This is a genomic window from Ruminococcus sp. (assembly GCF_016287535.1).
Taxonomy (GTDB): Bacteria; Bacillota; Clostridia; order Oscillospirales; family Ruminococcaceae; genus Ruminococcus.
Window position 1 is genome coordinate 1 of record NZ_JAEFAJ010000044.1, and the last position, 11517, is coordinate 11517.

Below are 11517 nucleotides of genomic sequence, written 5' to 3' on the forward strand. Positions count from 1 at the left end.
TATCCGGATTTCAAAATTGGAGGACGGAAAGTACCTCTATACGATACAGTCTGTTTGAGATCGGAGCGTGATGCATATGAATGAATCGGATAAAAACACAGCTTTGATACGAAATCTGACGCTGTTCCCAATATGCCTGATTGGCTTCATCAGTATCTCTAATCCCTTCTAAGAAAAAAGTAGCCTCCTCATTTAAGGAGGCTACATCTATCAATTGTCGCTGTACAGCTTGTAGAAGTAAGAGCGGGATATACCTAATTGCCGTATTGCTTCTACAGGCTTTTTGTTTCCGCTGTGGACATCAGCTATTATCTGCTGCCAATTTTGAGGTAGAGATTTAGGTGGACGTCCAAAGCGGACATTTTTCTTCTTTGCAGCTTCAATGCCTTCACGTTGACGAGCGCGTATCTTATTACGCTCATTCTCGGCTATTGCTCCAAGTACCTCTATGAGTATAGCATTGATCATTTCAAGTACCCATGCCTGCTCCGGCGGAAAGTCAGTGAGCGTTGTAGGGATATCCAGTATCTTTACACGGATTCCCATACCCTTGAACTCTTCTAATTCTCGCTTTATATCAGCTTTGTTACGACTGAGCCTGTCCAGTTCCTTGATAACAATGGTATCGCCTTTACGGAGTATCTGACGTTTTAGATACTGGTAGCCCTCACGTTCGGTATCTTTACCAGAAGCCTTGTCGATGATAATGTTTTGCTTAGGTACGCCAAACATGGTGAGAGCTTCAATCTGTCTGTCTTCATTCTGATCCCGGGTAGATACTCGGGCGTATCCATAGATTCTGTTGTCCATATTACCTCCAATTTGTCCAAAAATGTGGGTGTTGCTTTGTGGACGTCCATAAAGTCCAAATGGGACTTTTATGTACATTTTTTTGGGTCAATTTCTAGGTGTCCAATAAAGTAAACTTTTTGAGACTTAAAAAGCTCCGCAGTAACTCTCATAAACATCTTCACCGCACATATACTTTACATCCCTGAGTGCTTCTCGGAGCAGGCTGTGATCTGAAGGCATTTCCTCAATCTCGTCGCAGGTGTAGCCGTATTCCAGTAAGAGCTCTACATCTGCACTGTCAACACCATAGCAACCGCAGTAGGCGAGAAGTATCTCCTCATGCATATTAAAGTAAACCTGTAAATAGTCCTTCGGAGCAGGCATACGCTCAACACATTCCCATAGAAACAGCTGCAGTTCCAATGGGATATTGCTGTCTACACCACAGGTGAGATATCGGCTGTTGTCAAACATTTTTGATCCTCCTTTCGCATTACTGTGAGTACACGCAAGCATACTCATAGTAATAATGTATATATGAAAAATCAAAATAATAGGAGGAAAGGCCTTCAGATACGTCTAAAGGCCTTTTTTGAAAAAAATGAATTACTTATAGTAATTATATATATATATCAGATTTCTAAATAATAGGAATTTGTGGAGCATCAAGGGATTGTTGTGAGAGCTAATTTGCCTATAGTACCTAGTGTTATTCCAAAGATGCTTGAAAACACTTGTTTCCTTGACTTTGGGCTACTGTGCAGTGTATAATATGTATAGTAAGCAGTAAATATATTTGAATCCCTATAACACAGACAGGAGGAAATAGCATGATATTCAGAGACTGCGGAAATTATTACGGACACAGCGTTGAAAAGGTGGTTTCTTATGTTCGGAGACAGCTTAGCATTGAGCTTGAAAAGAACAGATATGAGTATCAAACGGCAGAGGTCGTACAGAATGCAAAGCCCATAACTTCACCTGTTATTCTTGTTATCGAAGGACAATGTTATGTTGGCATTACCTCAAATCCCGTACAGAGTCTGACAGCACATGGCATTAACATTTTTGCCTCAAATACATATTTTTGCACAGATATCCAGAAAGAAGATGCACAGCGCTGCAAAGAGGCGGTAACAGAACTGGAAGGATACGAAGCAGTCTGCGATCCTGAAAACGATCGCTCAGACACTCCTTATCCGCAGCTGTATCTGTATATTTACAAGATCTCGGATAACACAAACGAAAAGCCTGAGATAAGTAATTTAACTCCGATTGAAGATCTGCCCGAAGGCAGAAATATAGTCCGTTTTGTTATGCGCAACGGCAGTGCAGATGTGCGTATTTTACCTGAGATCAACGAAAAACTGTGTAACGATCTTATTACAGAGATCAGAGAAGGTATATCTTCTCAGCAGCTTGCAGAGGTATGGATAAGACACAGAGAGCTGAATATGATCAGCGTGCTGTTTGAGGATGGCTGCTGTATTATCAACTATGATGCAGGCACCTCACAAATGGGCGGTTACCAGAGTTACCGCAGCGGAGCGACCTCACGAAGAAAGGTTCAGCTTTATTCCAGTGAATATCCTGAGTATATGCTTTGTCGTGATATGCAGGTGTTGGAGGTAATACTGCAATATTTCCTGCTGAAAGGGAAAAAGCCCGGGAAACGTCAGAATATTAAGTGGGTAAATATGAAATATGACGGATGGGATTAAAATGTAAAATGATACAGATAGTCCAGCGAGGGGACTTCCCCCGGGGACTATGACCTCATCGTAACAGGAGACCTGGGAACAGTGGGAAGCCGTCTTCTCCTTGATTTCCTGCTGAAACAGGGAGTGGATATAACTTCCCGTCACCGTGACTGCGGAGCTATGATATTCGACGCTGAAACGCAGGACACTCACTGCGGAGGTTCGGGCTGCGGCTGCGGAGCAAGCGTGCTCTGCGGACATTTTCTCCCCATGTTTGAACGGGAAGAGGTCCATGATATACTGTTTGCAGCTACGGGAGCCCTTATGTCGCCCATGTCGCTCCAGCAGGGGGAGAGCATTCCCTCCATATCGCACCTTGTACACCTCAGAAAGGACTGAATCATGCTCACAGATATATTAAAAGCATTCATCGTCGGCGGAGCTCTGTGCGCCGCAGGACAGCTCCTTATCGACTTTACAAAGCTCACTCCCGCAAGGATACTCACAGGATTTGTGGTGGCAGGAGTTATCCTCTCTGCTGTCGGACTTTACAAACCACTTGCGGAGTTCGCAGGTGCAGGAGCGACCGTTCCCCTTACGAGCTTCGGACACCTCCTTGCAGAGGGCATAAAAAAAGCCATCGCAAGCGACGGCTTTCTCGGTATATTCACGGGCGGACTTACTGCGGCGTCAGGCGGAGTCACTGCGGCTCTGCTGTTCGGTCTTGCCGCTTCGCTGATATTCAAACAGAAGGACAAGATGTGAGCAGGGGCAGCTTGTCGCTGACGGCAAAGTCTTATTCATACAGGTAACTTTTTGCCGCTTTATCAACGTCTTCCAGCTGCTCGCCTTTTGTGGGTGAAACTGCGATACGCTCGACTTCTGCCGTTATAAGAGCGTTTTCGGAAAAGCTCCTGTTCCTTTTCAGCAGATAAGTGATTATGTTGAACTTCCATATATCGTCAGTCTGTTCGGGTCTCAGAAGCTTCGGGATAAACAGGGCGGTCACTTTGCTGTGTACGGAAAGTATCTCCGCTGTATCCCCTGCAACAGGCCAGTCCATGTCCTGTATCCATTCAAGAAGCCCGGGGATTATGGGCTCTATTTCGGTATCTGAGAGCTTTTTCAGCTCTGATATCACCGTGATATCATATTTGTCCTTCGGAACAAGCGCTCTTATATCCATTTTTCACTCCGTTCTCAATTGAATGAATAATCATCGGAAAGCACGGTAAACAGCGAATAAACTCCGCCCTCGTCAAGCTTGAGATATCTGTCATAGGGATAAAGGACGAAGTTAAGTGTTTTGTTTTTGACCCTGATGCTTATTTTCCTGATGTCAGAGCTTGGATACATTCTTTCCATGACTGTTTTTTCTTCGTCGGTATGCGGAAAATGCAGAGACAAAAGGTCACTGTAGAGTTTATCCTTTATGGCTTCATCAGTCTTTACGGAGCTGCCGTCAACAGTCACGCCGAGGATATCCTTTCCCGAGCTGATGGAAAAGACGTTTTTCAGCAGCCATTTCATATCAATACTGCCGTTGTCTTCGATATAATAGTTAGTGAAGTCGCACTTTTCATATTCATTGTCTTTTTTGCGAATGAGAGTTTTTATATCGTCGGAACCTTTAAGCTTGTACCATTCGATATCCTCACCGCTGAATTCCGCGACTTTATCGCCCTTCTTAAATCTCAGCATGAAGCGTTTTACAGGTGAAAGCTCCTCTTTTTCATAGTAAAGCTTAAATCCGTCGCACTTTACAATTATCCCGCATTTCGGGAGAGTGTGAACTCGTGAAAAACTGAATGCTCCGTATACAGCGCATATGCAGACTGCAATTGCTGCGGCAATAAGTATTATCAGCTTTTTTCCTTTTCGTTTTGTCGGTTTTGTTGTTTCATCATTGCTGCCATGTTGTTTCATGTGTGCTGCGTTCCTTTCTGTTTTGAGTAAGGGCGGCAGAATCGCCGCCCTGTTCAGTTTTATTATACATCATTCAGTATGCTGTGTCAATAAGGGTCAGGTGCCCATATACTTGATATAGACCTCCGACGGCTTCACCCAGGAATCAACGTCGAGGACGTTCCTTCCGCTGTAGGTCGGGATAGTTACTGACGTTCCCGTAAAGGTTATCTCGTCGTTTTCGTAAAGCATAGACCTGCCGAGACTTATATCCACTGTCGTTACCTGTCCGCCGCTGCTGCCCCTGACGGGAAGTATAGCATGAGGCGCGTCCCAGCATGAAACTCCCTCATATACCCGGGTAGCGTAGGTTATTGAAAACGGCTGCGCTACAGTATCGGAATCTACTACCATGAATCGCGGCATGAAAATGGGCATGATGGTCCTAATGCTTTTAGAAGATACTGCTGAAATCATCGGAATAGCCGTATCCGATAACGCCCGCCGTAAAGGAATTGGAAAACAACTGATACAATGTGTAATGAAATCGGAGAATCTGGAAAGCGTCAAAGCTCAAACGGATGACGATTCAATCGGTTTCTACCGAAAATGCGGCTTTTCAGATGAGAGAATCGTCGTTGAATACCCCGATGGGGCAGCTTTTCGATATAACTGCGTTCTGCATAAATAGATATATTCTGATTTACAGGAGATGACAATGAAAAAACTGGGCGAAGAAAAAAGATATAAGCATAAATTGAATATGCTGGAGCCGGGTACAAAGATGCTTAAATGCATTGGCATCCTGAGCCTTATAGGCATACTGTTATACGTCTTTCAGTTTAGGATAATAGCTTTTTGCGTATGGGCGGTATCAGGAATTATTTTTGCCATCCTACTGATTTTATTAGCCATAGAAGCACATCAGGACAATGTAATGAATGAAATCACTATGAAAGAAAATAAGAAAAACGGAGAAAACTGATTCGAGTATTCTTAAACGGACGGTCTCCAAGTCTGATAATTCAGCTGTTGCGCCTTTTGATGATATATCGCTTAATACTTGTAATGATCAGTAATATGAACAATACATCGAGCATCAGCCCCATAACGACAGCCGACTGACCGCCCCATGCCCAGACCTTTTGATATCCAAACCCAGGATATCCCATCACTGCACCAAGGATATATGGCAGTGATACTGAAAGGAAAAGCAGCGGTATCAATAATACAAGCCTTGCACAAAGCAGGACTTTTTCCTTTTTCGGAGAACTTTTTTTCTTAGTTAACCGCTTTTTCTGCGTAAGAAGCATTATCAGCGCAAAGAGCATTATTACCGCAACTGCGATTGAAATAACAGACGCAATGATGTCGATTATCAACATATCACACTTCACTATATCGGTATATTCGCTGTGACCGGTCAGCTTTCCAAAGCAGCTTCTCATTGCATACCATTGAGTATTTGCCGTAGAATTGCAATCTGTAAAAACGGCTGTTTCTTTGGCTAGATCTATTATTACCTGAGCCTTATAAGTCGGATTCCAGCCTCCGTGTTCAATTATCCCGTCATCTGAGATATACCAGCCGTTGAAATAACTGCTGTCAGATGAGTCACTTCTTATTCCGTCACTTGGATAATGCGCTTCGATTATTTCGTGAGATGCAGCAATAGCGTTTGCCAGCTTATCGGTAAGATCAAGCTTTCCCATCTGCGCCTTCAGCCATAAAGCCATGTCTGAAGCAGTTGTTACTGCATACCCTTCGCCTTCAATACCTTTTGCATGAAGATCATTGTAAGGTTTAAGTGTATTCCAGAAGTATAAATATCCCTGTGCTACGGGCAGATCATAACCGCTGTGTGTCATACCTATAGGCTGCATTATCTCTTTTACAATATATTCGTCAAAGGAAACACCGCTTACAGTTTCAACAAGATACGCAAGGATGCAATAACCAAGATTACAATATTCAAAAGTTTCCCCGGGAGGATACTTCAGTTCAAGGTTTTCAGCAATATGAGCTATTTCTTCTTCATCTGCATCAGTCCTGATAGGATATTCAGCCATTGTCGCTGCATTAGGTATGCCTGAACAATGATTCAAAAGGTGCCATATCTTTATATCTGCATCCTGTTCCTGATATGTAACATGCCACCAAGGGATATACTTAGAAACACTGTCATCTATAGAGAGCTTTCCTTCTTCTTGTAATAGCAGTACAGCCAACGCTGTAAACGCTTTTGAACATGAGCCGATATGTACAAGAGTATCTTCGGTCATGGGAGTTTTATCCTTAATATTGGCATATCCCCAGTTCTTGAAACCTACATCTGAACCTTTGACTGCTACAACTGCAAGTCCGGGAGTTTTATCTATTTCAATGGAACGCTCAACGTAAGAAGTCCATTCTGCGTCATTCAGAACTGAGTCTATCTCCGACGCATATGCTGTGATCGATGTGCTTATGATAAGAGACAGTACTGTTACTACAATAACTGCCTTTTGCAACATTTTCAATATTAGCTTCATATTTTCCTCTATTCAACATCCAAAAATTTCTCGACAACAGTCATTATCTCCTCAAGGCGCTTACCGCCGATACCTTTGATCTTACTGAGTTCTGCCTCAAGAGCCGGGAGATCAATGGTTTTGCCTTGGTCTCCGAGCAGCTCATCACCATACTTGAGAATGAAGTTTGTAAGCTCCTCACGGTTCATCTTCTTGATCTTCTTATAGGTATCTCTGTCAATAATCTCTCTCTGTTCCATTATCTATGCCTATATTCCTTTCTGTTGCTGCTTATGCAGCCAATGTTGTTACTAATTAATTTTAGCATACTAACCTCTATTAGTCAAGGCAAATAGACCATGTGTAGCTAATTGAAATGCTGCCCATAAAGGGCAGCTGATAGAACGTTTATCGTAACAAATAGGCTACCCCCATTTCTTCATAGGGATAGCCTATAATAGCAGTTGACTAGAATAATTATATAATCAACCGTCAAGTCTATTCAAGATATCTTCGTATACTCTCTGAGCACAGTCTTCCAAGTATCCAGATGGATCTTCGAAGTATTCTTCGAGCCATTCTTCTATCAAGCCAGGATGTTCTGTCTCAATATATTTTTGAAGTTCACTGACACGAACTCGGTCACCAGGATTTTTCCTAATGGCATCACAGTAAGAGTGTAAATCTTCTGCATTGAGAAGGTACTCAAGTCTTGGTAAAATATCCCATGCTGTGAGATTCTCTCCACCACAAGCGTATATGAAGCAACGCTGTTCATTGGATATTATGTTTGAAGCATAACCCATATTCCCGATAACTGCGTTGTGGGTGGTGTGCCTGCAAGGAAGATAAAAGACATTGAAAATGATACGGAGGAATGAATCATGCGGAACAAAACTGTAAAGCTCGCAAACGGATATGAGATACCGTCGGTAGGCTTCGGAACATGGCAAACGCCCGACGATGCGACGGCTGTCGCTGCCGTAAAGGAAGCTCTGAGCGACGGGTACACACACCTTGACTGTGCCGCTGTTTACGGAAACGAAAAGAGTATCGGCAAGGCTCTGAAAGAGTCGGGATATGACAGAAGCAGACTGTTCATCACAAGCAAGCTGTGGAACACAGAGCGCGAATACGACAAGACCATTGCTGCTTTTGAGAAAACGCTTGCCGATCTTCAGCTTGATTATCTCGACTTGTATCTTATCCATTGGACAGCGAACGCAAAGCAGTTCCCAAACTGGCGCGAGATCAATGCCGATACATGGAGAGCCTTTGAGTATCTGTATGAGCAGGGCAGGATCAAAGCAATAGGCGTGAGCAATTTCAAGACACACCACCTTGAAGCTCTCATCGCTGACAGCAAGATAAAACCTATGGTCAATCAGATAGAGTTTCACCCCGGCTTTATGCAGACCGAAACAGTAACATTCTGCCGTGAAAACGGGATAGTCGTTGAAGCGTGAGTCCTCTCGGAACGGGCAAAATGCTTCAAAACGAAACTTTGAAAACGATTGCAGAAAAGTACGGTGTTTCCGTTGCACAGCTCTGTATCCGCTGGTGCTTGCAGAACGATGTGATACCTCTGCCAAAGTCCGTAACACCGAACCGCATTCAGCAGAATATTGATGTTTTCGGCTTTGAGATCGGCGCTGATGATATGGCGGTTATAAACGCTATGGAATACTGCGGCGGTTCGGGGCTTGATCCGGACGAAATAGATTTTTGATAACCGAATAATCAGTCAAATGACGGCATTTCAGCCGTGAAAATACTTAGGAGCTAACTACAATGAAAAAATCACTTGACAAGGGCTTCATCACTCCGCACCCCGTGCTGATCATCGGCACTTACAACGAGAACGGTACACCCGATCAAGATCATTCTGCAGTCTGCGGTAATAGGGGTAGGTGCAGGATACGGATTGGGATTATAATAGAATTTAGAAAAACATATTGACATTTTTCTATGTGTATGATATAATATAGAAAATCTTCGATGTGAGGTGAGAACGTGGAGCTTTCAAACAAGCAGATCACTGTGATATTCAAAGCCCTGTGCGATGAAAACAGAGTGCAGATATTTAGAATCCTGCAAAACGGCGAACTATGCGCCTGTCATCTCCTTGAGGAGCTTCATTTGAGTCAACCGACACTCTCTCACCATATGAAGGTACTCTGCGACAGCGGACTTGTGGTCGGCAGAAAAGAGGGCAAGTGGATGCACTACTCTATTTCGCAGGAAGGCGCTAAGATCGCTATGGACTGCCTGAAAGAAATTACGGCAGTAACTGAAAGCGAATGTAAATGCTGTAATAAATAAGCCGTATTACCATACGGCTTTAAACAGCAGCTACAAATCGATATATCTAAATATAACTATCGGAGGAAAAGAAAATGGATAATGTTTCAAAAGCAGTTCAGTATTATGAGAATGGATATATGTGCTCGCAGGCAGTATTTGCTGCGTTTGCGGAGCAGTTCGGCATTACCGAAAAGCAGGCGTTTCAGATAGGCGCTTGTTTCGGAGGAGGAATGTGCAAGGGTGAGGTTTGCGGCGCTTGTACGGGAGCTCTCATGGTTCTCGGAATGAAGTACGGACAGTTCGACCTCAGCGACGACGAGAGCCGTGCTAGAGGCAAAGCTATGGCTGTTAAGTTCCTTGACGAGTTTGAGAAGCGCAAGGGCTCGTATATCTGCCGGGACATTCTTGGCTGCGATCTCAGAACTGAGGAAGGAAAAAACTATGCGAGGTCAAACGGTCTGTTCAGAACGCTCTGTCCCGAAATGGTAAGGACAGCAGCAGAGATACTGACTGAAATGCTCGGAGGTGATGAATAAGGGTGTGGGACTTTATACAGGATGAAGTTTTCGGCATGAAATGGCTGAATAGGCTTATCGGCTCTCTGTTGAACGCCTGCGGTCTTGATACCGAAAGCAAGCTCAGCGGCAGCCTGCAATTCTTCATCTATGATACGATAAAAATCATGGTACTTCTCGGCATTTTGATATTCGTGATAACCTATATACAGAGCTATTTCCCGCCCGAACGCACAAAAAAGATACTCGGCAGATTTCATGGTATCGGCGCAAACTGTATTGCAGCTTTGCTTGGCACAGTTACGCCGTTCTGCTCCTGTTCTTCAATACCGCTGTTTATGGGATTCACAAGCGCAGGACTTCCGCTTGGAGTTACGTTTTCATTCCTTATATCCTCACCGATGGTTGACCTTGGCTCGCTTGTACTGCTGATGAGCATATTCGGCTGGAAGGTCGCCGTTATCTATGTGATAGTGGGACTTGTTGTCGCAGTTGCAGGCGGTACTCTAATCGAAAAGCTGCACCTTGAAGATCAGGTGGAGGAGTTTATCCGCAACGGCAGGAGCATTGATACTCCACAAAATGAACTGACAAAGAGCGATAGAATGAAATACGCCTGGGAGCAAGTTGCGGAAACGGCAAAGAAGGTCCTGCCCTATATTATAGCAGGCGTAGGTATCGGAGCGATCATCCACAACTGGATACCTGAGGAATGGATAGTAAACGTTCTTGGCACCGGAAATCCTTTCGGAGTTATTATAGCTGCGATCTGCGGCATACCGATGTATGCAGATATTTTCGGCTGTATCCCCATTGCAGAAGCGCTTGTCGCAAAAGGAGCAAATCTCGGCGTAGTTATCGCTTTTTTGATGGGCGTTATTACGCTCTCGCTGCCGTCGATGATAATGCTGAAAAAGGCAATAAAGCCTAAGCTGCTTGGCATTTTCATCGCTATTTGTACGGTCGGAATTATCCTTGTTGGGTACTTCTTTAATCTCATTCAAAATTACATTATTTAGGAGGAAAAGATCATGGCGTTATTCAGTAAGAAAAAGGAAGAAAAGAACGAGGAAACTCCCTGCTGCTGTTGCGGCGGAGAGCAGACTGCAAGCGAAACAGCTTCGACTTGCTGCGGCGAATCTGTTGACGGTATCTGCTGTATCAAGGTACTCGGTTCGGGCTGCAAAGCTTGTCATCAGCTCTACGATAACACAGTCAAGGCTGTGGAGGGTATGGGAATCGAGGTCGAGTATGTTACAGACTTGCAGAAGATCATGGAGTACGGTGCAATGTCAATGCCTGCACTTGTGGTCAATGAGAAGATTGTTTCTGCGGGTAAAACTCTGAAGCCAGCTGAGATATTGAAGCTTATAGGTAAATGACAAGACTTAAGGCAGCCGTAATGGCTGCCTTTCATATATATATTCCTGCTTTTATATTTGTTTAAGCTGCTTTGATGATATAACCCTTCGACATGGTCGGATATTTCAAATATCACTTTTCTTTTTTATCTCAAAGAACGACTTCCTTTAGTGGGAATGTCTGCCGCCATGACCTTTTTCCATTGAACTGTTCCTGCTTGACATACAAGGCTACTGTACCCGCATATCATCATTTGTTATCTTTCACTTTTGATATATTCAAGGAATTTCCACATTGCATCCGAATAAAACGGCATTCAGATACGATCTGATTATACGATAAGAACCGTCTCCCTTAAAGTCCAACTGGGGAATGAAAAGAGTACCAACAAAGAACGGGAGCCCTTTCACTTCAAATCCTCTAATATAT

At 43.8% G+C, this 11517-nt stretch carries 20 protein-coding genes; 12 read left to right on the top strand and 8 right to left on the bottom strand.

The annotated features are described in order from the left end of the window. Positions 1-210 precede the first annotated feature (210 nt). Both QZZ36_RS12555 and QZZ36_RS12560 read right to left on the bottom strand, forming a co-directional pair. Positions 211-810, bottom strand: coding sequence for a recombinase family protein (locus QZZ36_RS12555; protein ID WP_295082237.1), 600 nt, complete (start codon positions 808-810; stop codon positions 211-213). A gap of 126 nt (positions 811-936) precedes the next feature. Further along, on the bottom strand, positions 937-1266 hold the full coding sequence (locus QZZ36_RS12560; RefSeq protein ID WP_295082239.1) for a DUF960 family protein: 330 nt from the start codon (positions 1264-1266) through the stop codon (positions 937-939). Positions 1267-1622: 356 nt separating this feature from the next. Here QZZ36_RS12560 and QZZ36_RS12565 point away from each other — a divergent pair, with 356 nt between their 5' ends. From QZZ36_RS12565 to spoVAE, 3 genes are all read left to right on the top strand, one after another. Next, a complete protein-coding gene (locus QZZ36_RS12565; RefSeq protein WP_295082245.1) occupies positions 1623-2513 on the top strand; it encodes a hypothetical protein in 891 nt (296 codons plus the stop codon). A gap of 81 nt (positions 2514-2594) precedes the next feature. After that, a complete protein-coding gene (locus QZZ36_RS12570; protein WP_295082250.1) occupies positions 2595-2891 on the top strand; it encodes a hypothetical protein in 297 nt (98 codons plus the stop codon). Positions 2892-2894: 3 nt separating this feature from the next. After that, positions 2895-3257 carry a stage V sporulation protein AE gene (spoVAE, locus tag QZZ36_RS12575; protein ID WP_295082260.1) on the top strand — a complete coding sequence of 121 codons (363 nt, stop codon included), beginning with the start codon at positions 2895-2897 and terminating at the stop codon, positions 3255-3257. Positions 3258-3288: 31 nt separating this feature from the next. Here the strand turns inward: spoVAE and QZZ36_RS12580 are convergent, their stop codons facing one another. From QZZ36_RS12580 to QZZ36_RS12590, 3 genes are all read right to left on the bottom strand, one after another. Next, positions 3289-3678, bottom strand: a complete 390-nt coding sequence (locus QZZ36_RS12580; RefSeq protein ID WP_295082263.1) for a DUF5071 domain-containing protein — start codon at positions 3676-3678, stop codon at positions 3289-3291. 14 nt (positions 3679-3692) lie between these two features. Beyond that, positions 3693-4418 (bottom strand): hypothetical protein, encoded by a 726-nt coding sequence (locus tag QZZ36_RS12585; protein WP_295082270.1) that lies wholly within the window; start codon positions 4416-4418, stop codon positions 3693-3695. Positions 4419-4514: 96 nt separating this feature from the next. Further along, positions 4515-4874 carry a hypothetical protein gene (locus QZZ36_RS12590; RefSeq protein ID WP_295082279.1) on the bottom strand — a complete coding sequence of 120 codons (360 nt, stop codon included), beginning with the start codon at positions 4872-4874 and terminating at the stop codon, positions 4515-4517. On the opposite strand from QZZ36_RS12590, the gene QZZ36_RS12975 reads away from it, so the two are divergent. Further along, positions 4846-5088: a GNAT family N-acetyltransferase gene (locus QZZ36_RS12975; RefSeq protein WP_365686470.1), complete on the top strand. Its 243-nt coding sequence runs from the start codon at positions 4846-4848 to the stop codon at positions 5086-5088. The two genes, QZZ36_RS12590 and QZZ36_RS12975, sit on opposite strands and share 29 nt — an antisense overlap. A gap of 27 nt (positions 5089-5115) precedes the next feature. Next, entirely contained in the window at positions 5116-5382 is a 267-nt protein-coding gene (locus tag QZZ36_RS12595; protein ID WP_028515138.1) for a hypothetical protein, read from the top strand. A gap of 40 nt (positions 5383-5422) precedes the next feature. On the opposite strand, the gene QZZ36_RS12600 is transcribed toward QZZ36_RS12595, so the two are convergent. The 3 genes from QZZ36_RS12600 to QZZ36_RS12610 all read right to left on the bottom strand — a co-directional run bounded on the left by QZZ36_RS12600 (position 5423) and on the right by QZZ36_RS12610 (position 7713). After that, positions 5423-6928, bottom strand: coding sequence for a serine hydrolase domain-containing protein (locus QZZ36_RS12600; protein ID WP_295082297.1), 1506 nt, complete (start codon positions 6926-6928; stop codon positions 5423-5425). 8 nt (positions 6929-6936) lie between these two features. Then, positions 6937-7167 (bottom strand): hypothetical protein, encoded by a 231-nt coding sequence (locus QZZ36_RS12605; RefSeq protein WP_295082302.1) that lies wholly within the window; start codon positions 7165-7167, stop codon positions 6937-6939. A 225-nt stretch (positions 7168-7392) separates the two neighbouring features. Continuing rightward, complete coding sequence (locus tag QZZ36_RS12610; protein ID WP_295082305.1) at positions 7393-7713, bottom strand: hypothetical protein; 321 nt, start codon at positions 7711-7713, stop codon at positions 7393-7395. Between the two features lie 78 nt (positions 7714-7791). On the opposite strand from QZZ36_RS12610, the gene QZZ36_RS12615 reads away from it, so the two are divergent. From QZZ36_RS12615 to QZZ36_RS12640, 7 genes are all read left to right on the top strand, one after another. Then, positions 7792-8373, top strand: coding sequence for an aldo/keto reductase (locus tag QZZ36_RS12615; RefSeq protein WP_365686475.1), 582 nt, complete (start codon positions 7792-7794; stop codon positions 8371-8373). Between the two features lie 20 nt (positions 8374-8393). Beyond that, on the top strand, positions 8394-8636 hold the full coding sequence (locus tag QZZ36_RS12980) for an aldo/keto reductase (RefSeq protein ID WP_365686477.1): 243 nt from the start codon (positions 8394-8396) through the stop codon (positions 8634-8636). A 62-nt stretch (positions 8637-8698) separates the two neighbouring features. Further along, entirely contained in the window at positions 8699-8866 is a 168-nt protein-coding gene (locus QZZ36_RS12620) for a hypothetical protein (protein WP_295082312.1), read from the top strand. Positions 8867-8920: 54 nt separating this feature from the next. Continuing rightward, entirely contained in the window at positions 8921-9229 is a 309-nt protein-coding gene (locus tag QZZ36_RS12625; protein ID WP_295082315.1) for a metalloregulator ArsR/SmtB family transcription factor, read from the top strand. A 74-nt stretch (positions 9230-9303) separates the two neighbouring features. Next, positions 9304-9747: a C-GCAxxG-C-C family protein gene (locus tag QZZ36_RS12630; RefSeq protein ID WP_295082325.1), complete on the top strand. Its 444-nt coding sequence runs from the start codon at positions 9304-9306 to the stop codon at positions 9745-9747. Positions 9748-9782: 35 nt separating this feature from the next. Then, positions 9783-10745, top strand: coding sequence for a permease (locus tag QZZ36_RS12635; protein WP_295082330.1), 963 nt, complete (start codon positions 9783-9785; stop codon positions 10743-10745). A 12-nt stretch (positions 10746-10757) separates the two neighbouring features. Beyond that, entirely contained in the window at positions 10758-11108 is a 351-nt protein-coding gene (locus tag QZZ36_RS12640) for a thioredoxin family protein (RefSeq protein WP_295082337.1), read from the top strand. Positions 11109-11517 lie beyond the last annotated feature (409 nt).

Bases quoted from the DNA above. Each gene is read 5' to 3' on its own strand.
- QZZ36_RS12555 (WP_295082237.1), bottom strand. From the start codon at position 810: ATGGACAACAGAATCTATGGATACGCCCGAGTATCTACCCGGGATCAG.
- QZZ36_RS12560 (WP_295082239.1), bottom strand. From the start codon at position 1,266: ATGTTTGACAACAGCCGATATCTCACCTGTGGTGTAGACAGCAATATC.
- QZZ36_RS12565 (WP_295082245.1), top strand. From the start codon at position 1,623: ATGATATTCAGAGACTGCGGAAATTATTACGGACACAGCGTTGAAAAG.
- spoVAE (WP_295082260.1), top strand. From the start codon at position 2,895: ATGCTCACAGATATATTAAAAGCATTCATCGTCGGCGGAGCTCTGTGC.
- QZZ36_RS12580 (WP_295082263.1), bottom strand. From the start codon at position 3,678: ATGGATATAAGAGCGCTTGTTCCGAAGGACAAATATGATATCACGGTG.
- QZZ36_RS12585 (WP_295082270.1), bottom strand. From the start codon at position 4,418: ATGAAACAACATGGCAGCAATGATGAAACAACAAAACCGACAAAACGA.
- QZZ36_RS12975 (WP_365686470.1), top strand. From the start codon at position 4,846: ATGCTTTTAGAAGATACTGCTGAAATCATCGGAATAGCCGTATCCGAT.
- QZZ36_RS12590 (WP_295082279.1), bottom strand. From the start codon at position 4,874: ATGATTTCAGCAGTATCTTCTAAAAGCATTAGGACCATCATGCCCATT.
- QZZ36_RS12595 (WP_028515138.1), top strand. From the start codon at position 5,116: ATGAAAAAACTGGGCGAAGAAAAAAGATATAAGCATAAATTGAATATG.
- QZZ36_RS12600 (WP_295082297.1), bottom strand. From the start codon at position 6,928: ATGAAGCTAATATTGAAAATGTTGCAAAAGGCAGTTATTGTAGTAACA.
- QZZ36_RS12605 (WP_295082302.1), bottom strand. From the start codon at position 7,167: ATGGAACAGAGAGAGATTATTGACAGAGATACCTATAAGAAGATCAAG.
- QZZ36_RS12610 (WP_295082305.1), bottom strand. From the start codon at position 7,713: ATGGGTTATGCTTCAAACATAATATCCAATGAACAGCGTTGCTTCATA.
- QZZ36_RS12615 (WP_365686475.1), top strand. From the start codon at position 7,792: ATGCGGAACAAAACTGTAAAGCTCGCAAACGGATATGAGATACCGTCG.
- QZZ36_RS12980 (WP_365686477.1), top strand. From the start codon at position 8,394: ATGCTTCAAAACGAAACTTTGAAAACGATTGCAGAAAAGTACGGTGTT.
- QZZ36_RS12620 (WP_295082312.1), top strand. From the start codon at position 8,699: ATGAAAAAATCACTTGACAAGGGCTTCATCACTCCGCACCCCGTGCTG.
- QZZ36_RS12630 (WP_295082325.1), top strand. From the start codon at position 9,304: ATGGATAATGTTTCAAAAGCAGTTCAGTATTATGAGAATGGATATATG.
- QZZ36_RS12635 (WP_295082330.1), top strand. From the start codon at position 9,783: ATGAAATGGCTGAATAGGCTTATCGGCTCTCTGTTGAACGCCTGCGGT.
- QZZ36_RS12640 (WP_295082337.1), top strand. From the start codon at position 10,758: ATGGCGTTATTCAGTAAGAAAAAGGAAGAAAAGAACGAGGAAACTCCC.